At 72.1% G+C, this 19,143-nt stretch carries 19 protein-coding genes; 10 read left to right on the top strand and 9 right to left on the bottom strand.

Going from position 1 to position 19,143, the window contains the following annotated elements; translation table 11 throughout:
- Positions 1-49: 49 nt before the first annotated feature.
- The gene (locus ACIOD2_RS44685; protein WP_400551671.1) at positions 50-778 is read left to right on the top strand and encodes a GntR family transcriptional regulator; all 729 of its coding nucleotides are present in this window, start codon (positions 50-52) and stop codon (positions 776-778) included.
- Positions 779-971: 193 nt separating this feature from the next.
- On the top strand, positions 972-1,136 hold the full coding sequence (locus ACIOD2_RS44680) for a hypothetical protein (protein WP_400551670.1): 165 nt from the start codon (positions 972-974) through the stop codon (positions 1,134-1,136).
- Positions 1,137-1,185: 49 nt separating this feature from the next.
- Here ACIOD2_RS44680 and ACIOD2_RS44675 read toward each other — a convergent pair whose 3' ends face one another.
- Positions 1,186-1,314, bottom strand: a complete 129-nt coding sequence (locus tag ACIOD2_RS44675) for a hypothetical protein (RefSeq protein WP_400551669.1) — start codon at positions 1,312-1,314, stop codon at positions 1,186-1,188.
- Positions 1,315-1,322: 8 nt separating this feature from the next.
- Positions 1,323-3,992, bottom strand: a complete 2,670-nt coding sequence (locus ACIOD2_RS44670) for an AAA family ATPase (RefSeq protein WP_400551668.1) — start codon at positions 3,990-3,992, stop codon at positions 1,323-1,325.
- Positions 3,993-4,105: 113 nt separating this feature from the next.
- Between ACIOD2_RS44670 and ACIOD2_RS44665 the strand changes: the two genes are divergently transcribed.
- Positions 4,106-4,525 (top strand): hypothetical protein, encoded by a 420-nt coding sequence (locus ACIOD2_RS44665; RefSeq protein WP_400551667.1) that lies wholly within the window; start codon positions 4,106-4,108, stop codon positions 4,523-4,525.
- Positions 4,526-4,551: 26 nt separating this feature from the next.
- Here ACIOD2_RS44665 and ACIOD2_RS44660 read toward each other — a convergent pair whose 3' ends face one another.
- Entirely contained in the window at positions 4,552-5,301 is a 750-nt protein-coding gene (locus ACIOD2_RS44660) for an SDR family NAD(P)-dependent oxidoreductase (protein WP_400551666.1), read from the bottom strand.
- Between the two features lie 94 nt (positions 5,302-5,395).
- Here ACIOD2_RS44660 and ACIOD2_RS44655 point away from each other — a divergent pair, with 94 nt between their 5' ends.
- The 4 genes from ACIOD2_RS44655 (at position 5,396) to ACIOD2_RS44640 (ending at position 9,884) form a co-directional block, all read left to right on the top strand.
- Complete coding sequence (locus ACIOD2_RS44655) at positions 5,396-6,004, top strand: TetR/AcrR family transcriptional regulator (protein ID WP_400551665.1); 609 nt, start codon at positions 5,396-5,398, stop codon at positions 6,002-6,004.
- Positions 6,005-6,077: 73 nt separating this feature from the next.
- Positions 6,078-8,051 carry a hypothetical protein gene (locus tag ACIOD2_RS44650; RefSeq protein WP_400551664.1) on the top strand — a complete coding sequence of 658 codons (1,974 nt, stop codon included), beginning with the start codon at positions 6,078-6,080 and terminating at the stop codon, positions 8,049-8,051.
- A gap of 2 nt (positions 8,052-8,053) precedes the next feature.
- Positions 8,054-9,622, top strand: coding sequence for a hypothetical protein (locus tag ACIOD2_RS44645; protein WP_400551663.1), 1,569 nt, complete (start codon positions 8,054-8,056; stop codon positions 9,620-9,622).
- 19 nt (positions 9,623-9,641) lie between these two features.
- Positions 9,642-9,884 (top strand): hypothetical protein, encoded by a 243-nt coding sequence (locus ACIOD2_RS44640; RefSeq protein ID WP_400551662.1) that lies wholly within the window; start codon positions 9,642-9,644, stop codon positions 9,882-9,884.
- A 4-nt stretch (positions 9,885-9,888) separates the two neighbouring features.
- Here ACIOD2_RS44640 and ACIOD2_RS44635 read toward each other — a convergent pair whose 3' ends face one another.
- The 4 genes from ACIOD2_RS44635 to ACIOD2_RS44620 form a co-directional block, all read right to left on the bottom strand.
- Entirely contained in the window at positions 9,889-11,202 is a 1,314-nt protein-coding gene (locus tag ACIOD2_RS44635; protein WP_400551661.1) for a DUF4474 domain-containing protein, read from the bottom strand.
- Positions 11,199-11,507, bottom strand: a complete 309-nt coding sequence (locus ACIOD2_RS44630) for a hypothetical protein (protein ID WP_400551660.1) — start codon at positions 11,505-11,507, stop codon at positions 11,199-11,201. The genes ACIOD2_RS44635 and ACIOD2_RS44630 overlap by 4 nt, the downstream gene beginning before the upstream one ends.
- Positions 11,508-11,632: 125 nt before the next feature.
- Positions 11,633-12,466 (bottom strand): oxidoreductase, encoded by an 834-nt coding sequence (locus ACIOD2_RS44625; protein ID WP_400551659.1) that lies wholly within the window; start codon positions 12,464-12,466, stop codon positions 11,633-11,635.
- A gap of 426 nt (positions 12,467-12,892) precedes the next feature.
- Positions 12,893-13,510 (bottom strand): TetR family transcriptional regulator, encoded by a 618-nt coding sequence (locus ACIOD2_RS44620; protein ID WP_400551658.1) that lies wholly within the window; start codon positions 13,508-13,510, stop codon positions 12,893-12,895.
- A gap of 116 nt (positions 13,511-13,626) precedes the next feature.
- Between ACIOD2_RS44620 and ACIOD2_RS44615 the strand changes: the two genes are divergently transcribed.
- From ACIOD2_RS44615 to ACIOD2_RS44605, 3 genes are read left to right on the top strand one after another with little or no spacing between them, the layout of a single operon-like run.
- The gene (locus ACIOD2_RS44615) at positions 13,627-15,180 is read left to right on the top strand and encodes a long-chain fatty acid--CoA ligase (RefSeq protein ID WP_400551657.1); all 1,554 of its coding nucleotides are present in this window, start codon (positions 13,627-13,629) and stop codon (positions 15,178-15,180) included.
- Positions 15,177-16,169, top strand: a complete 993-nt coding sequence (locus ACIOD2_RS44610; RefSeq protein WP_400551656.1) for an LLM class flavin-dependent oxidoreductase — start codon at positions 15,177-15,179, stop codon at positions 16,167-16,169. Before ACIOD2_RS44615 ends, ACIOD2_RS44610 begins: the two co-directional genes overlap by 4 nt.
- A gap of 11 nt (positions 16,170-16,180) precedes the next feature.
- Positions 16,181-16,936 carry an SDR family NAD(P)-dependent oxidoreductase gene (locus ACIOD2_RS44605; protein ID WP_400551655.1) on the top strand — a complete coding sequence of 252 codons (756 nt, stop codon included), beginning with the start codon at positions 16,181-16,183 and terminating at the stop codon, positions 16,934-16,936.
- A gap of 19 nt (positions 16,937-16,955) precedes the next feature.
- Here the strand turns inward: ACIOD2_RS44605 and ACIOD2_RS44600 are convergent, their stop codons facing one another.
- Together ACIOD2_RS44600 and ACIOD2_RS44595 are read right to left on the bottom strand one after the other, a co-directional pair.
- Positions 16,956-17,510, bottom strand: coding sequence for a hypothetical protein (locus ACIOD2_RS44600; RefSeq protein WP_400551654.1), 555 nt, complete (start codon positions 17,508-17,510; stop codon positions 16,956-16,958).
- A gap of 2 nt (positions 17,511-17,512) precedes the next feature.
- A complete protein-coding gene (locus ACIOD2_RS44595) occupies positions 17,513-19,054 on the bottom strand; it encodes a Na+/H+ antiporter (protein ID WP_400551653.1) in 1,542 nt (513 codons plus the stop codon).
- Positions 19,055-19,143 lie beyond the last annotated feature (89 nt).

Here is a 19,143-nt window from a genome sequence, read left to right as displayed (position 1 = left end):
TGGTCAATAGTTGCAAAAGACTTTTGCGGTGCCTACTAGGCTGGCGGTCATGACGGGCGAAGCGCTGAAGGGCGTCACCACCGACACGCTGGCCGACCGCGTGTACCGCGCCCTCCGCGACGCGATCACCACCGGCGAGCTCCGCCCGGGCCAGAAGGTCACCGAACGCGGGCTGGCCGAACGGCTGTCGGTCAGCCCGACGCCGGTGCGCGAGGCCATCCGGCGTCTCGAACAGGACGGGCTCCTCGAACGCACCGGCCCGCGGACGGTCAAGGTGGCGGAGTTCGGCGACGTCGCGATCCAGGACCTCGCCGAGGTCGAGGTGGCCCTGCGCGGGATGGTGGCCCGCTTCGCCGCCCGGCACGCAACACCCGCGCAGCTCGATCAGCTCGACGCCGTCCTCGACGAAGCCGACGACCTGCTCATCCTCGTCAAGCAGCGCCACCAGGCCGGGCAGGACGTCTCACGGCACCTGGACCGGCTGCTCGACGCGATGCAGCGCTTCAACGGCGTCGTCGAGTCCTGCGCCGGCAACCCGGTACTCGTCCGCCTGCTGGACCAGACGCGGGTGTTTTCCGCACCGGAGCGGCGTTCCCGCCTGGTCGAGCTGATCAGCTCGGACGACCGGTTCGGCATGGAGCGCTACGCGATCCACCGCGCGCTGGTCCGAGCGCTACGGGCGGGCGATTCGGCGGCGGCCGAGGCGCTGGTGCTGGAGGACGCCCGCGGCGGTCTTGGTGATTTGCTCGCGGGCACCACGGGCGCCGCGCACTCGTGAGACTCAGCCGCCGAGGCCGGGCCTGCGCCGCAGCGACTCGGCCGCGGCCGAGGCCCTGCCGCTCGAAGACACCCGGCGACCTGCTCGCGGGCACCGGACTCCCCCGGCCCGGCGCCGGGCTCAACGGCTCGGCGAAACTCGCGATCCCTTGTCTCGCACTGGCTTCCCGGACCGGCGCGCCGCCTCGACCTCGTTGTCCCCTGGCCGAGCGCCGGCCCCTCGATCAGCCGCCGAGGCCGGGCCGGTCCCGCAGCTACGGTCGGGCGATTCAGCGGCGGCCGAGGCGCTGGTGCTGGAGGACGCCCGCGGCGGTCTTGGTGACCTGCTCGCGGGCACCACCGGCGTCGCGCACGCCTGACTCCCCCGCCCCGGCGCCGGTTCGAGGGCGTGGTCCGTCGCCCCCTCGATCAGCCGCCGAAGTCGGGCCGGGCCCGCAGCTGCGGGCGGGCGATTCGGCGGCGGCCGAGGCGCTGGTGCTGGAGGATGCGCGCGGCGGTCTTGGTGATCTGCTCGCGGGCACCACCGGCGTCGCGCACGCCTGAACTCAGCCGCCGAGGCCGGGCCGGTCCCGCAGCTGCCTCCGTGACGTGATGCCCAGCTTGCGGAAGATGTTGCGCAGGTGGGCGTCGACGGTACGAGGACTGAGGAACAGCTGCGCGGCGACCTCGTTGGACGTCGCGCCGGTGGCGACCATCCGGGCGATGTGCGTCTCCTGCATGGTGAGCTCGCCCGTCGTGCTCTTGGTCCGGGCCTGCGCGGTTTCGCCGGTGGCGCGCAGCTCGGTGGCCGCGCGCCGGGCGAACGCCTCGAGACCCGCGTCCGACGCCAGCCGGTGGGCGGTGCGCAGGTGCTCGCGGCAGTCGCGACGGCGGCCTTCGCGGCGCAGCCATTCGCCGTACAGCAGGTGGGCCCGGGCGCGGTACGGGAGCAGCGGGCTCTCCCGCAGCTGTTCGACGGCTTCGCGGTAGTGGTCCTCGACGCCGGTCACCAGGCCCCGCGCGTACGCCGCGACGCCGAGGCCGGTGGCGGTTCCGCTGGCCTCCGTGCGTTCGGTCAGCGAGTCCATGGCCTCAGCCGCCTCATCGGGGTGGCCGGAGCGGACGGCTGCCTCCACCAGCTCGGGCAGGGCGGCACCGGCGAGGGAGAGGTCGCCGCCCGCGGTGGCCTGACGGGCGGCGGCCAGGGCGGCCGGGTAGTCGGCGCATCCGTTGTGCAGCACGGCGGAAGCCCAGTGCACGTTGGCGATCAGCTGCCCGGCGCCGCTCGCGGTCGCCGTCGCCGTGGCGGTCTCGAAGAGCTTCTCCGCTTCCTCGCGGCGCCCGCGCATGGCCGCCAGGTGCAGCCGGGGGTACAGCATCGGCGGGCCGCCGATCGCGTCGGCGATCGCCTCCTCCTCCGCGATCGCCGCCATCGCCTGCCCGAAATCGCCGCTCAGCGCCCCCTGCGAGGCCAGCTGCGCCAGGCCGAGCCGCAGCACCAGCGGGGAGCCCGACTCGCGGCCGGTCTTCACCAGCCACTCGGTGATCGCCGCCTGCGCGTGGGGGTCCCACATCTCCGACGCGAGCATGATGCCGAGCGCCGGCCGCCGGGTCCACATCGGAGTGTCGCCGCCGTCGAACACCTTGCGCAGCAAGGGAGCCGCGGCCCGATGCCCTTCCTCGGCCAGCAGGACCAGGACGTCGAGGACGTCCGGAGAGCGCGGCGCGGGCGCACCGGACCGGGCCGCGGCCAACACTGTGTCCAGCACACCGCCGGGCCGGCCGACGAGCAGGCCCATCTCGATCGCGTCCAGGTAGACCTCGCGTGACCGGTCAGGATCCACTGTGGACAGCCGCTGCGCGGCCCGCACCATGTACGCCGGCCCGTCGCCGTCGTGGTGCCGCTGGAAGGCGATCTGCCCGCGGAGCAGGTCGACGTCCACGTGCTGGAGTTCGTTCAGGGCCAAGGGATCGACGGTCGTGAGCAGCTCCGCCGCCGCGGCGGGGGCGCCGGCGTCGAGGCCGGCCTGCGCCGCGACGATCGTCCGCTCGATCCGCCGGCCGGCGTCCAGTGACAGCGCGGCCGCGCGTTCCAGGAACGCCGCCGCGGCCACCACCCCACCTCGCGACCGGGCCCGGGACGCGCACCGCTCCAGCTCGGCGGCGACGTCGTCGTCGGGGCCCGCGCAGGCCTGGGCCCGGTGCCAGGCCCGCCGGTCCGGGTCCCCGGCCGGGTCGGTGACCTCGGCCAGCACCCGGTGGGCCGCCTGGCGCAGGCTCGCGCCGGCGGCCTGGTAGACCGCCGACCGGGCCAGCGGGTGGCAGAAGCGGACGCGGGTGGCGAACTCGACCAGCCCGGTGGCGGCCGCGGCCGCGCCGGCGCTCGGCACGTCGATGCCGAGGAGCCGCGCGGCCGGCCACACCAGGCCGGGATCGCCGGTCGGCTCGGCACTCGCGATGGTGAGCAGCAGCCGCGCTCCGGCGGGCAGCTCCGTCAGCCTGGCCTGGAAGCCGTGTTCGATCCGGGACGCCACCGGCACCGCGGCCGGCGAGGCGAACCCGCCGGGCCCCGGAAGTTCGAGCAGTGCCAACGGGTTCCCGCGCGCCTCGGCCAGCAGCCGGGCCCGCACCTGCTCGTCGAGCGGTGCCCGGCTCTGCGCCGCCAGCAGCTCCCGCGCGTCGGCGTCGGCCAGCCCGCCGACGGTCACCCCCGGCAGCTCGGCCAGCTCACCCGCCGCGGCGGGCAGCCGGACCGCGAACACCACGGCGACGGGCTCGGCGCCGACCCGGCGGCCGAGGAAGGCCAGCGCCTTCGACGACGCCGCGTCCAGCCAGTGCGCGTCGTCGACCACGCACAGCAGCGGGCGTTCCTCGGCCGCCGACGCCAGCAGCGCCAAGGTCGCCAGGCCGACGCGGAACAGGTCCGGGGTGCCTTCGGCCAAGCCGAACGCGATCCGGAGGGCGTCACGGTGGCGGCCGGGCAGGTCGTCGAGGCGCGCCAGCACGGGCACGCACAACTGGTGCAGGGCGGCGAACGGCAGCTCCGACTCGAACTCGGCCCCGCAGGCCCGCACGACCCGGAACCCCGGCGCCCGGGCGGCGTGCTCCAGCAGCGTGCTCTTGCCGATGCCCGCCTCGCCCCGCAGGACGAGCACCCCGCCTTCACCCTTGCGGGCCGCGGCGGTCAGCTCGTCGATCCGCCGGATCTCTTCCCGCCTGCCGAAGAGCGTCCGCATGGCCCGAATGCTAGACGGTCCCCGTCGGCAGCCGGGTAGGTGACAACCACCGACGCGAACGGGCGCCCGCCGGTGCGAGCGTGAGGGCACACCAGCAAACACCGGAGGTAACGATGACCACCGAAAACGCCACGCTCGCCACCCGCACCACGACGTCACGCCGAGACCTGGTGGGGCGCGGGCTGCTGCTGCTCGCCTCGCTCGCCACCGTCGGCGCGGGGATCCGCGGGATCGTCTACATGACCCAGGTTTCCGACGACCGGGTCTGGATCGAGAGCTGGCGGATGACCGCGTTCATGCTCGTCGCCGGCCTGTTCGCGCTGCTCGCCTGGACGCCGCGGGCCCAGCGCGGGGTGTGGGAGCTGCTCTTCGCCCAGAAGGCCGTGCTCGTCGTGATCGCCGTGGCGCTGGGCGACGTGCCCGAGGCCCGCGAAGCCGGGTTCGTCGACTTCGGCCTCGTCGTGATCCTCGTGGTGTCGTACCTGCTCTGCCGCGGCTGGGAGAGCTGGCGGACCAAGGCCGCGGTGGCGTGACCGGTCGCGCCACCGCGGGCCGGCGGTCAGATCTGGTTCTCACCGCCGTCGACGTACAGGTTGCTGCCGATGACGAAGCTGCTGTCCGGGGAGGCGAGGAACGCCACCGCGGCGGCGGCTTCGTCCGGCCGGCCCATCCGGCCGATCGCGATGTCGCCGGCCAGCTTCGCCATGAAGCCGTCCGCGTTCTCCGCGCCGACGAGCTCGGTGATCCCGTTGGTGTCGATCGGCCCCGGCGAGACCGCGTTGACGCGGATGCCCCGGCCGGTGAGCTCCTGGGCCCAGGTCCGCGCGAACGACCGGACGGCCGCCTTCGACGCCGCGTACAGCCCGAAGGCCGCGGTGCCGTTGTCGGCGGCGGTGGAGGCGTTCAGGATCACCGAGGCGCCGTCGTTGAGCAGGGGCAACGCTTTCTGCACGGTGAGCAGCGTGCCCCAGACGTTGACGTCGAAGATCCGCTTGTACTCCTCGGCGGTGACCTCTTCGAGCGTCGAGAACAGGGCGGTGGCCGCGTTGGCGAACACCACGTCGAGGCCCTGGCCGCGGTCGCGTACCGCGTCGTAGAGCCGGTCCAGGTCCGCGGGGTCGGTGATGTCACCGGGGATCGCGGTGACGCCCGCGCCGATCACCTCGACGGCCTCGTCGAGCTCGGTCTTGCGCCGGCCGGTGATGAACACGTGCGCCCCTTCGGCGGCCAGCCTCGCGGCGGTGGCCCGGCCGATCCCCCGCGTGCCGCCGCCGGTGACGACCGCGGTCTTGCCTTCCAGCTTTCCCATTCCTCAGACCTCCAGAGACTTCGGCACCGTTCGGTACAGAATTCGACCGTAGCACTTCCGGACCGATCGGTACCGAAGGGGTAGGATGGGTGCCATGGACGTCGCCGGGAAGACACCGATCGGCCGGCCGCGGGGGTTCGACGCCGACGCGGCCCTCGAGCGGGCCATGCTCGTCTTCTGGGAACAGGGTTACGAGGGCGCCAGCCTGAGCGACCTGACCGCCGCCATGGGCATCACGAAGACGAGCATGTACGCCGCCTTCGGCAACAAGGAAGACCTGTTCCGCAAGGCCCTCGAACGCTACGAGGAAGGCCCGGCCGCCTACGTGGCCCGTGCGTTGCGGCAGCCGACCGCCCGCGAGGTGGCCACGGCGTTCCTCGCCGGTTCGGTCTCGGCGAGCACCCGCCCCGGCTGCCCGTCCGGCTGCCTGGGCGTCCAGGGTTCGCTGGCCGCGGGCGAGGCCGGGCGGACCGCCCGGGACACCCTGACCGCGTGGCGCGACGAAGGCCGCGCGCACCTGCACGACCGGTTCCGGCGGGCCGTCGACGAAGGCGACCTGCCCGCCGACGCCGACCCGGCACTGCTCGCCCGCTACGTCATGACGGTGGCGAACGGCATCGCCGTCCAGGCCGCCGGTGGCGCCGGTCGCGACGAACTGCAGCAGGTCGCCGACGTCGCCCTGCGGAACTGGCCGCCCGCCTGAGCACCGCCGCCGTTCGAGCGCGGATTCGGCGTTTGCTCGTTTTCGGCGGGCGGCACCTCCTACCCTCACTGGTGTGGACGGCATCGACAGTCTCCGGCACGCGATCGAGACGATCCCCATTCCCGGCGCCCCGCCCCGCCTGTCCCGGCAGGGCGCGGCCGTCGGGCTCGCCCTCCTGGACACCTCGCTGCGGCTCAACCACGTGCGCCGGCTGACCGAACGGCTGACCGTCGTCGAGCACGGGACCGCGCGGCGCAGCACCGAGGTCGACGTCAGCCTCAAGCTCCTCGACGAGGGTCAGCGCCAGGCCACCGCGCAACTGCAGGACCTCATCGGCCAGGAACACGGCGAGCGGGCCGCGTCGAGACCGGCGCGCCAGCGTTCGCTGTGGGTGCCGCTGGCTCGCCTCCCCCGCCGCGACGTCTCCCCCATCGACGTGTTCGACAGCTCCGGCCAGAAGCTGCCGCGGCTCACCCAGCACGAGGCGTCCCGGCTGGTCGCCTCCGGGCTCTACCGGCTGCTGCGCGGGATCCTCGCCAGCGACGAGAACGCGCAGACCGCCAAGCACGAGCTGAACACCTTCCTGTTCCAGGTGCACGAACCGCGCTGGCTCATCCAGCAGGCGCTGCTGACGCTGCTCACCGAGCGGAACCACCCGGAGGAGGAGTTCGCGCTGGCGCCGGCCGGCGGCACGGTCGCCGGCTACGGCAGGCAGTGCCGGGACCTGGCGCTGGACATCCTCGCCGGCTGTTCCGAGCTGCTGGTCGAATACGCCTACCTGCTGAACGTCGCGGTCCGCGACTACATGCTCGTGGTGGCCCTGGACGACTCGGTCGAGGAACACCGGCTCAGCTACGAGACCCCGCTGCACGTCGACGCGCGGCAGCCGGTGGCCAGGGAACAGTGGCGGCGGCTGGCCTCCAGCCGCCGCGGGTACGTCGTGACCTACGAGACGATGATCCCGGCGACGCTGAAGTCCTACCACCTGGTCGCCCGGACCGCGCCCGAGGCCGAGATCTCCCGGATGTACCTGTCCACCGACGCCGACCAGCACCAGGTCGACGGCCTGACCGAGGACCTCGTCTCGCTGGCCGAACGGCAGGACGCCGCCCCGCTGCAGGAGGCCGACGGCGCCCGGCACAAGATCCTGGAGCTGCAGGCGCAGAGTGTGCTGCGGCGGCTGGCGGACCTGGTGCGCCGCCGCAAGTGGGAGGCCGGCCAGTCCGGCGTGGAGCTTTCCCCGCGCAGCCTGCCGGCCTGCCACCGGCTCGCCGCCGCGGCCACCACGGGCGAGGCGGTGCGGACGGACTCGGGCGAGCTGGACAACTCGCTGCGGCGGCACCCGGAGTTCACCGCCGCGAACCTGCGCGAGGCCGCGCGGGAGCTGACCGAGCGGGAGTTCGGGCAGGACCTGGTGCTCGTCAACGGCATCGCCGACAACGAGGCGCGGGCGTACTGGCGCCGCTCCGGCGGCCGGGACTCGCGGGGCGACCACGTCCGCGTGCGCGCGACGCTCGTGCTCAAGGACTCCACGAAGTCCGGCCCGCTCAACGTGACGTTCTACGCGCTGGCCGTCGCGGCGGTCTCGTTCGTGCTCGGCTGGCTGCTGGTCGGCAGCCCGTGGTTCTACGGCCGGACCGCCACCCAGGAGCTCGGCCACATCGGCGACGGCCAGTCCGTGATCACGATGCTCTTGCTGTTGCCGGGTTTCCTCTACAGCCGCCTGTCACTGCCGCCCCGCCGTACCGTGCTCGGGTACCTCGGCACGCTGCCGCAGGCGCTCGTCCAGCTGAGCATCGCGGCCATCGCCGGGTTCGCGGCCGCCGTCGCGACGCAGAGCCGGGGCGAGGTCGTGCAGGTCACGCTCACGATCGCCGTCGGGTTGCCGGTCATCGCCGCGCTCGTGCTGTTCAGCCAGGCGTCGTGGCGGGAGTCGGCGATCCCGTTGTCCCGCATCGGGGCGCCGCGGTGGGCGGGCACCGGCGCCTGGGACCGCCGCAAGCCGCTGGACGCCGACGTCCGGTTCGACTCGTCCGGGGGGTGGTGAGGATGCGCGGCCAGCGGATCTCCGTGCGGAACGTCGCCGACCTGGCCCGGGCCGGCTTCGAGATCGCGCGGCAGCCGGTGACCAAAGTGGACTTCGAGGTGCACCACGCGATGGCCCGCCACGGGTACCTGCGCGACCTCGTGTCCGCGGAGCCCGACAGCACGGTCTTCCTGGAGACGCTGTGCTCGGCCACGAACGGCGCCGGCGTCGTGATCGGCACCCGCACCCGGAAACCGCTGGACGGCACGGAAGTCGTCGAGCGGGTCGAGGGCCAGCAGCCGGCGGAACGCCCGCAGCAGCACGCGGGCGCCTGGACGTTCCACCAGACCACCTCCCCCAACCCGACGTTCATCTACGAGTCCGCGCAGACCTTCGAGGGCCTGATCGCGATCGACCCTGGCGCGCGCGAGGTGTGCGAGTGGCACGGACTGGCCCTGCGCGACCTGGTGAAGGAGATCTCCGACGCCGCGTCGGCGCTCATCGACGCGCCGCTGCTGTCGTTGCAGAGCCCGGCGCAGCTGCCGACGATCGTCAAGACCCGCAACCACGATCTCCGCACCCGCAAGGAGGTCGCACCCCCGTGCGCGTCGCTGGCGGTCCGGTTCTCGATCGCGGTGCGGGACGTGTCGGCGGCCGTGCGGTTCGAGCTGGCCGACCGGTTCCGGGAGCTGTGCGAGAAGCACCGGTACAGCTTCTGGCTCGCCGACACGCGCCCGGGCCACCGGCAGGGCAACTGGTTCGAGGTCTACCACGCCGACGGCGAGTTCTCCCCGCTGTACAAGGGAGATCTGCGGTCCCGCCAGCGGATCGGCACGTGCCTGCCGGTGACCTTCGTCGGGCCGGCGCGGATCGGCTCCACGCACGCGATCGCGTCCTTCCTGCAGCGCTACCCGCAGGTGGGGGTGGTCGGCTGCGCGGGCACGACGCTGTCGGACGTCGCGTTCGTCCACCTGCAGCTGTCGATCCACGGGGTGGCCGCCGACCGGCTGAACCGCATCCTGGGCAAGCTCCTCGGCGAGTCCTCGACCGCGGCCCGGCCGTACAAGCTGCTGCGCGAGCTGTTCAAGCGGCTCGGCCTGCCACCGGACCCCGACGGGCCCGCCTCGTCCGCGCCGGACCCGACCAGCGACTACCAGACCTTCGCCGGTCCCGCGTTCGCCTACCGCCCGTACCAGATGCCCGACTGCATGGCGGTGTGGGTGTCGTGGGAGATCGCCCGCCAGCACGAGGGTCTCGCCGCCCCGCTCGACTGCCTGTACCGCGCGCTGGCCCAGGTCGCGCCCCGGGTTTCGCCGGGCGACCCGGCTTCGGCGGCCGACCTGGCCACCGTCGAGTACCTCATCTGCCGCGCCACCGAGCAGTCGGTGGTCCGGGGCAAGGCGAAGCTAGCCGTGCCGAAGACGGTGCTGCGCCAGTTCTCCTCGGGCGGCGTCGAACCGCCCGCGGCCAAGCTGTGCGCCTCCCTGGAGGAGGCCTGGAAGGCCCACGTGGACCAGTCCGGTGTGGACGGAGTGAGCGAACTGACGGTGGCGTGGCGCGAATCCTGGCTCGGCCACTGGACCTATTCGTGAAGCGGCCTAGAGTGGGGGCATGACCGAGTCGGAGGAGCTGGCCCGCGCGCTGCGGACCACGGCCAGGAACGCCGCCACCACGGCACTGCGCGAAGGGCTGGAAGAGATCGACGCCCGGCACGGCGCGCGGGTCGCCGACGAGGTGGCCGCCCTGATCGACGTCGCCGGGGTGTACGCCGGGCTCGCCGACCGCGAGGTTCCCGCGCGCGGGAACGGCGACCGCGACGACGAGCCGTGGGAGTACCGGCCACTCACGTCGTAGGGCTTCACTTCTTCCAGTCGTAGCTGAGGGTCGGCGGGTCGTCGGAACCCTTGGTGACGGTGAGGTTCTGGCCGGGGTGCGCGGCGGCGTACCGGGTCATCTCGTCGTACATCCGGTCGCGCATGCCCACGTCGCGCACCTCGATCGTGGCCCGCTGGCCCAGGTTCCCGGAGTCCACGCTCGGGTCGTTGCGGATCGCCAGGTTCCAGAAGTGCTTCTTGTCGGTGCCGTCGGCGCCCTGGCCGTCGTTGGTGAAGTAGACCTCCCCGGTTCCCTTGTCGTAGATCGTCTGGGTCACCTTGATCTGGTCGTCCCCCTGGGCGGCGGAGAAGTAGCCGGAGTCGTCCCCGGCTTCGCTGGTGTAGAAGCCGACTTCGCCGCCGTACGCCTGGCCGAACCCGTAGCTGCCCTTCCACAGTTCCAGCCGGTACTGCTTGCCGGTCTGGGGATCGGTGAACTCCATGTTGTCGCCGCCGTCGCTGGTGTGGTCGAGCTTCGCGCCGATCACCGGCTCCAGCTTGTCGTAGAGGTCGTGCCAGCCGAGGTAGCTCTGCACCGAATGCTCGCCGGTCGTGTAGTAACCGCCGTCCTCGACGTACTTGAAGCCGAAGTAGTCGTAGATCTTCTGCGCGACTTCGGGGTTCTGCATGATCTTGTCCCAGTCGCCGTGCAGCAGCGCCCAGTCGAGTTCGGGGTGCTTCGCGATCAGCGCGGCGAGGCCGGGGATCTCCTTGAGGATGATCGCGCCGATCTCGGCGAGGTTCCGTTTCTCCGACCCCGCGAGCTCCCAGACCGCGCCGGTCTTGGTGCGCAGCTTCAGGCCCTCGGCGAGCAGGACGGCGTCGTAGGTGGTGACCACCCGCTGCAGGTCGGCCAGCAGGATCAGCGCCTTGGCCTTGACGAGCTTGTCCTCCGCCCACGCCAGCACGATGTTGCCCATGCCGTGCCCGTGGTCGTTCCACACGCCGTCGAGCTTCGTCTGCAGGGCCTTGGCCTCTTCGCGTTTGCTCCGGCCTTCCTGCTGGGCGTGCGACAGGGCGTCACGGACCACCTCGAACGACCGCGCCGACTCTTCGAGGTCTTCGGCCTGCTCGTCGCGGTTCTTCTTGAAGTCCTCCAGCGACGACAGCGCCCGTTCGCCGGCCCCGCCGTGCCAGCCTTCGCTCAGCTCGACGCGGACGCTCTCCAGCAGGGACTTGGCGTCCTTGACCGCTTCCTTGGTTTCCCGGCAGGCCCGGGCCCGGTCGTCCAGGTCGGTGGGGCTGCCCTTGTCGAGCTGGTCGGCGAGCTCGTAGATCCTGTCGAACACCGCCGTCACCGATCGATCTTCGCGAAGCCGCTGTCGAGCGATTTCAGGAAGGCGTCGCGGGCCTCGTCATCGGTGGCGTCGTAGCTCTTCGCGGCGAGCTTGATGCTTTCGACCAGGGCCTCGACCTGCTGCTGCGCGGCTTCGAGGTCTTCCTTGCGGGTCAGGAGCCAGACTTCGTAGTCACCCGCGTAGCCGGCCGCCCGGTCCGTGCCCCCGACGTTCGGCGGCCCGCCGGCCGACAGCGACGGCGGCGTCCCGTTGCCGAGCTTGGCCGCGGCCTTGCTGATGTTCTCGACATCGACCTCGAAACCCACTGAGCTTCCTCCCGCACCGACGAGCCGAGTGACACCCGGTCCGCGAAATGTAACAGCCGGGCCCGTGCCGGAACGTCCGTTTCCGGAGACCCGCCGAGGGAGCACGCGCGGACCGGCCGTCCGGTTTAGCGCGGGAAGTCGGCGGACGCGCTGACCGCGGCGAACTTCTCGGTCTCGGCACTGCGGTGCGCGGCCGACTCCAGCGCGCTCCGGACGGCGTCGGCACCCAGCACCAGCCGGCGCGGCAGGTCGCCGGAGGCGAGCACGTCGAGGATCACCTGCGCGGCGCGCACCGGGTCGCCGGGCTGAACGCCGTCGTTCGCGGCGCGGTAGCGGTTGAGCGCGCCGACGGTCTCCTCGTAGTCCGGGCCGGCCGGGTGCAGCGTCATCGACGAACCCTGCCAGTCGGTGCGGAACGCGCCGGGTTCGACGATGACGACCCGCACCCCGAACGGCGCGACCTCACTCGCCAGGACCTCGGAGAAGCCCTCCACGGCGAACTTCGCGGTCTGGTAGGCGCCCATGCCCGGGGTGCCGCCGACGCGGCCGCCGATCGAGGAGAACTGCAGGAACACACCCGATCGCTGCCGGCGCAGCACCGGCAGCGCCGCCCGGGTCACGTTCACCACCCCGAACAGGTTCGTCTCGATCTGGGCGCGGAAGTCGTCCTCGGCCATCTCCTCGATCGGCGCGCTGTTCGCGTAGCCGGCGTTGTTCACCACGACGTCCAGCCGCCCGAAAGCCGTCACGGCTGCCTCGACGGCGGCTTGTGCCGCGGCCGGGTCGGTGACGTCGAGGGCCACCGCGCGCACCCGGTCACCGAACCGGTCGACGAGGTCCTGGAGCTGCTCCGGCCGCCGTGCCGTCGCGACGACCTGGTCACCGGCCGCGGCGACCGCCTCGGCCAGGCTGCGCCCGAATCCGCGGGACGCCCCGGTGATCAGCCACGTCTTCGTCATCTGCCCGCTCCTTACTCAGTAAATGCCACATCCTTGTGACAGTTACAAGGCGGACGGGCAGCGATTTAGTCCCTCGACGTCTGTGACGGCGGGCACGGGCAACCTCGGCGGCCCGTCGGCGTGCAGGCGGAAACACCAGGGGGACGTGATTCCGACTCGGCGTTCGGCATCGGCGCCGTCGCCCTGCCCGGGATCGACGGACGCTGCGCCTGGTCGCTTTCCTGCGGGGAGTCCTGGTCCCGGCGAGCATCGCCGGCTTGGTCCGCGTCGTCGGCGGCGGCGAGGCCGCGATGTCCAAAGTGGTCGTGACGCACCGCGGCACGCCGGTCACCGTCGAGGTGGCGCGGCCTCCTCGGCGTCCGCATGCTCAGGTTCCCCTTGGCACGGCTCGCCGCCGCTCGCAGGAGGAGCCCTGAGCCGTGAACGTCAGCCGACGAGGCGCGGGAACAGCTCGCGCACGCCGCGCCGGAGGTCGTCCAGCGCGCCTTCCGCGCCGACCAGGTGGCGCAGCAGGGCTTGCTGGAACAGGCCGTCGAACAAGGCGTACGCCTCGGACGGCGAGCACGTCGGCTCGGCGCCGGCCAGATCGGCGTAGCCGCGGACGTTGCGCCAGATCATGTCCTGCAGGCTGTCGTCGATCTCGGCGACGTCGTCGCGGAACGCGGCCTCGAACAGGGACTGGGTGCGCAGGTCGTACCAGAGGCGGTGCATCAGCGGGGCGTCGCCGAGGGCGGCGGCCAGCCCGTCGGCGCACGCGGCGGCGAGCTCGCCGGCCGTGGCCGCCTCGCCGACGCCGCCTTCGTAGCGCTGCACGCAGGCGGCCTTGTAGCGCCGCACGCAGTAGGTGATCAGCTCGACCTTGTCGGCGAAGTAGTAGTGCAGCAGCCCGTGCGAGAACTTGGTGTGCTCCGCGATCGTCCGCAGGCTGGTGCGGGCGTACCCGAGGTCGGCCAGCGCGAGGAGAGCCGCGTCGGCGAGCTCCCGACGGCGCTCCTCGAACTTGTCGACGCCGGTCCGGCGCCTCACGGCGGCTGCGCTGGTCACCGGCCGAAGATACCATCGAGCGACTCTCTGACCAATCGTCCAAGAAAATCTTGACATTCGTCCAAATGGCGGTCAAGGTCGTGACCAGCCACCGACGCAGCTCGGGAGGGACGACGATGTCTCTGTACTTCTACCTGGAAAAAGGCGCCTCCCTGAACCCGGACGCGCCCTGCCTGACCCTCGACGGGAACTCCGTCTCCTACGGCCAAGTGGTCGAGCTGGCCGGGGCCGTCGCCCGCGCGCTGCGGCACTCCGGCGTGCGGCCGGGAGACAAGGTCGGCATCCTCTCGGCCAACGACCCGACCGCGTTCACGTGTGTCTTCGGCATCGCCCGCGCCGGTGCGGTCTGGTGCCCGATCAACCCGCGCAACGCCGCCGGCGAGAACGCCGAGCTGCTCGACCTGTTCGACTGCGCCACCTTGATCTTCCAGCCGGGCTTCGAAGACCTCGTCCGCCAGATCGTCCCGAAGCTCCCCAAGCTGACCACCCTGGTCCGCCTCGGCGACGGCGACGACTTCGCCCCGGGCTTCGGCGACTGGCTCGACGCCGCCCGCGACGATCCGCCGGCCGAAGCCGCGCAACCCGACGACGTCGTCGCGCTGGTCGGCACCGGCGGCACCACGGGCCGCCCCAAGGGCGTCATGCTCACCGACCGCAACCTCGAGGTCATGTCGGCGATCACGCTGATGAGCTACCCGTTCGACGGCCGGCCGGTGTACCTGGCCCTGGCCCCGCTGACGCACGCGGCCGGCGTCCTGTGCTTCCCGATCCTCGCCCGCGGCGGCGAGGTCGTGATCATGGCCAAGCCCGACGTCGGCCGGTTCCTGGAGCTGGTCGAACGCCACCGGGTCACGCACACGTTCCTGCCCCCGACGCTGATCTACATGGTGCTCGGCCACGAGGCCCTCGACCGCACGGACCTGTCGTCCCTGCAGTGCTTCTGGTACGGCGCGGCGCCGATGTCGACGGCCCGGCTGACCGAAGCCCTCGAGCGCATCGGGCCGATGGCCCAGCTCTTCGGCCAGTCCGAAGCGCCGATGATGATCTCGACGATGGCGCCCGCCGAGCACCGGCACCCCGACGGCACCGTCCACACGGGACGGCTGTCCTCGGCCGGCCGGCCCTCGCCGCTGGTCACCGTGGCGATCCTCGACGACGGCGGAAAGCCCGTGCCCCAAGGAGAACGCGGCGAAATCTGCGTGCGCGGCTCGCTCGTGATGGCCGGCTACTACCGCAACCCGGAGGCCACGGCGGAGTCCTCGGCCCACGGCTGGCACCACACCGGCGACATCGGGTTCCTCGACGACGAGGGGTACCTGCACATCGTCGACCGCGCCAAGGACATGGTCATCACCGGCGGGTTCAACGTCTACTCCGCCGAGGTCGAACAGGCCGTGATGGCCCACGACGCCGTCCGCGACTGCGCCGTGATCGGCCTGCCCGACGACAAGTGGGGCGAACGCGTCACCGCCGTCGTCCAGCTCCAGCCCGGCGCCGAGCTCGACCCGGGCGAGCTGATCGCGTTCGTCAAGGCCCGCATCGGCAGCGTCAAGGCGCCGAAGCAGATCGAGATCTGGCCGGAGCTGCCGCGCTCCACCGTCGGCAAGGTCCTCAAGGCCGACATCCGCTCCACCTTCACCCAAAGCAGCAAGGAGGCTGTCCGACCATGAAACTCGCGCTCTACCTGCCGAACTTCCGGGACAAAGTGACCGTGCGGGAACTCGAGGACCTCACCGCCCTCGCCGAGGACCTCGACTTCGACTCCGTCTGGACGCTCGACCGGATCATCGTGCCGGAGGCCTCGGACCGCGGGGAGATGCAGTACCCGTTCGGGATGCTGGACGAAATGGGCAAGCAGCTCCCGGTGAGCTCGCGGGGCGAGTTCCTGCAGGGCATGCCGCTGCTCCCCTGGCTCGCCGCGAAGACCTCGAAGGTCCGGATCGGCATGAGCATCATCGACACGCCGTACCGCTCCCCCGGCGTGCTCGCCGCGGAGCTGGCCACCATCGACCACCTCTCGGGCGGGCGGCTCAACGTCGCCGTCGGCTCCGGCTGGATGCCGGAGGAGTTCGCCGCCGCCAGCGCCGCGCACATCTTTCCCAAGCGGCACAAGCACGTCCGCGAAACCCTGGAGATCATGCAGGGCATCTGGACCAACGAGGTCTTCGAGTACCACGGCGAGTTCGCCGACTTCGAGCCGGCCGGGTTCGGGGCCAAGCCGGTGCAGAAGCCGCACCCGCCGATCTTCTTCAGCGGCCTCAAGGACCCGAAGCGCTCGGCGAGCCGCATCGCCAAGTACAACCTGTCCGGCTGGATCGGGATCCAGGACTCGCCCGAGGACATCCAGCGGTGGCGCACCGAGATCCAGCGTGAGCTCGACGAGCTCGACACCCAGCGGTCGGTCGACGACCTCGAGATCTCCAGCATGATCTGGTTCGTCATCACCGACCAGGACATGGACCAGACCCCCCGTGGCAAGGGCACCAACCTGCTCGTGGGGTCCGCGGCGCAGATCACCGACCAGCTCAAGCGCTACAAGGAAGCCGGGCTGACGATGCCCTTCCTGTGGCCGCCGTTCCAGGACGTGCCGGTGGCGAAGACCCTCGACGACCTGAAGCGGCTCAAGGAAGAAATCCTGCCCAAGATCGACGCGATGTGAGAGGAACAGGAATGTCCGAACTCGAAGGAAAGCGTGTCTTCGTCACCGGGTCCGGTGCCGGGATCGGCAAGGCCATCGCGAAGCTGTTCATCGAACGCGGCGCCCAGGTCGTGGTCAGCGACCTCAACGCCCTCTCGGCCAAGCAGGCGGCCGAGGAGATCGGCGCGGCCGGCGTCGCCAACTGCGACGTCACCGACGAAACCCAGGTCCAGACCGCGATCCAGCAGGCGGTCGAGATCCTCGGCGGCCTCGACGTCCTGGTCAACAACGCCGGGATCGAGGTGTCCTCGCCGCTGCTGCAGCAGTCCACGGAGAGCTTCGACCGGATCTTCGCGGTCAACGTGCGCGGCACGTTCGTGACGATGAAGGCGGCGACCCCGCACCTGGTGGAGTCCAAGGGCAACATCGTCAACATCTCGTCCGTCGCCGGCGTCGGCGGCAGCCCGCTGCTCGGTTCCTACTGCGCGACCAAGGCCGCGGTCATCCAGCTGACCCGCGTCGCCGCGGTGGAGATGCGCCCGGCCGGGATCCGGGTCAACGCGGTCTGCCCGGGCTTCGCCGACACGGCCATGGTCGAGCGGCTCGTCCCCGACTTCGAAGCGGCGACCCAGGTCCCCTTCGGCGACCTCGTCGCCGCGAAGCAGGGCCGGCTCGGCACCCCGCAGGACATCGCCGAGGTGGCGGCGTTCCTGGCGTCCGACCGGGCGAGCTGGGTGACGGGCAGCCACTACGTCCTCGACGGCGGCCTGACCGCGTCGCTGGTGTGAGCTCCGGCCGGCGGGCCCGTCACGAGGCGGGCCCGCCGGCCAGCGCCCGCCCGAGGTCGGCGGGATCGCGGATCCAGACGTCGACCGCCGTTCCGTCGCGATGGGTGAGCGTCAGGCAGCCCTGGCGGCCCGGGCCCCACAGCGGCACCACCTCCGCGGCCCAGGACCGGTCGAACACCAGCGGGCCGACACCGCGCCGGCGGTCGCCTTCCCTGGGTTCCCACCGCAGTTCGCCGCCTGACAGGGTCAGCCGTCCCAGCAGTTCGCCGACCTCGTCTGTTCGCCGGGCGTGCCGTCCCTTGGCGCCCAGGAGGTGGGCCGCCGAAACCGGCAGCTGGGCCGGCCACGACGGCGGGGCGCCCGCGGTGCGGCGCCGCCGTTCCCGCCGGAGATCCCGCCGGACGACGATCGTGAGCACGAGATAGACCAGCGCGAGCGTCCCGAGCAGGACGCCCGCCGCGGGCACCCAGCCCGTCTTCAGTCCGAGCAGGGCCGACAACCCGGTCAGGTAGCCGAGGCCGAGCAGCGAACGGGTGCGTCGCCGTAGTTCCCGGTCGCGGCCGTCTCCGGTCATCGTCACTCCAGCCCGGCGTGTTCCAGGTCCAGCAGCCGCTGGATGCGGCGGCGCGTTCCGTCGGTGATCTCGCCCTTCTCGAACAGCCGGGTCAGCTCGGCGGCCTCGACGTCGATCAGCTCCCGACGCAGCCGCCGGTAGTCGGTTCTCCTCTCCAGGTCGGCGGCGTCGTCCTCGACGCGTTCCAGCCGCGCCTGCCAGCCCGTGCGCAGCTGGTCGACCACGAACTCCGGCGCCGACTCGGTTTCGGACAGGTGCCGCAGGTGGTCCAGGCCGGCTTCGGCGAGCTTCCGCCGCGCGGCGCTGAACTCCGTCCGCAGGTCGGCCGGGTCCAGCGCGATCCCGGACCGCCGCACCAGGGGCGCGAGGGTGAAGCCCTGCACCACCAGCGTCAGCACGATCACCGCCGTCGTCAGCAACAGCACCAGATCACGCGCCGGGAGCGCCGAACCGTCCAAAGTGGCCATCGGCAGCGACAGCGCCGCGGCCAGCGGCACCACGCCACGCGCCCCCGCCCAGGAGACGACAGCGGGTACCTGCCAGGACACGCGCTGACCACCGCGGCGCTGGCGGATCGCCGAAAGCAGGAACACCAGCAGCAGGCGCACGAGCACCAGCGTCACGGCGATGGCCACCGCCTGCAGCAGCCACCACGCGCCGGTGCCGGTCAGGCGGCGCACCAGGGTGGGCAGCTGCAGCCCGATCAGGCCGAACACGACGCTCTCCAGCAGGAACACGACGGTCTGGTAGACCGCGCCGACCTGCAGCCGGATCCGCGCGGTCGTCAGGCGCTCGGCCTGCGTCCCCAGGATGACGCTCGCCACGACGACCGCCGTCACGCCCGAGCCGCCGACCGACTCGGCCACGACGTACCCGGCGTACGGCGTGACCAGCGAGATCACCGTCTCCAGGACCGGGTCCTCGGTGCGCCGCCGGATCAGGAAGGCCCCCAGCGCGGTCAGCACGCCGACCGCCACCCCGCCGCCGGCGAGGATCGCGAACTCGCCCGCCGTCCGGCCGAACGACGCGGCCCCGCCCGCGACGGCCAGGAACAGCGCGACCCGGAACAGCAGCAGGCTCGTCGCGTCGTTGAACAGGCTTTCGGCCTGGATCAGGGCCTGCACCCGCGGCGGCAGGGCGAGCCGCCGGGCCAGCGCCGTCACCGCGACCGGGTCCGTGCTGGCCAGCACCGCGCCCAGCACGAACGCCATCCCGACCGGCAACGGCGTCACCAGGACGGCCGTGCCGATCACCGCCGCGGCCGAGAGCAGCACCAGCCCCACCGACAGCACGGCCACCGGCCGCCCGACGGCGCGCAGGTCCCGCCACGGCAGCTCCTCCCCCGCGGCGAACAGCAGCGGGGGCAGCACGACCAGGCTGATCATCTCCGGCGTCACCTGCACGGCCGCCGCCCGGGGCAGCAGCCCGAGGGCGACCCCGGCCACGACCAGCAACGAGGGCGCGGGCACCCGCAGGCGCTTGGCGAACGTCGCCACCACGGTCGCGACGACGACCAGGAACAGTACGGTTTCGACCCCGCGCATCAGCCGGTCCTCCCATCCCGAACCCATCCCGAATCCGGATGCCGACCAGCCTTCCCGGCGTGCCGCGCTCAGGCCACGCGACGCGCCCG

This window comes from Amycolatopsis sp. NPDC088138 (assembly GCF_044741685.1).
Lineage (GTDB): Bacteria > Actinomycetota > Actinomycetes > Mycobacteriales > Pseudonocardiaceae > Amycolatopsis.
This window is presented reverse-complemented; position numbering and strand designations above follow the sequence as displayed.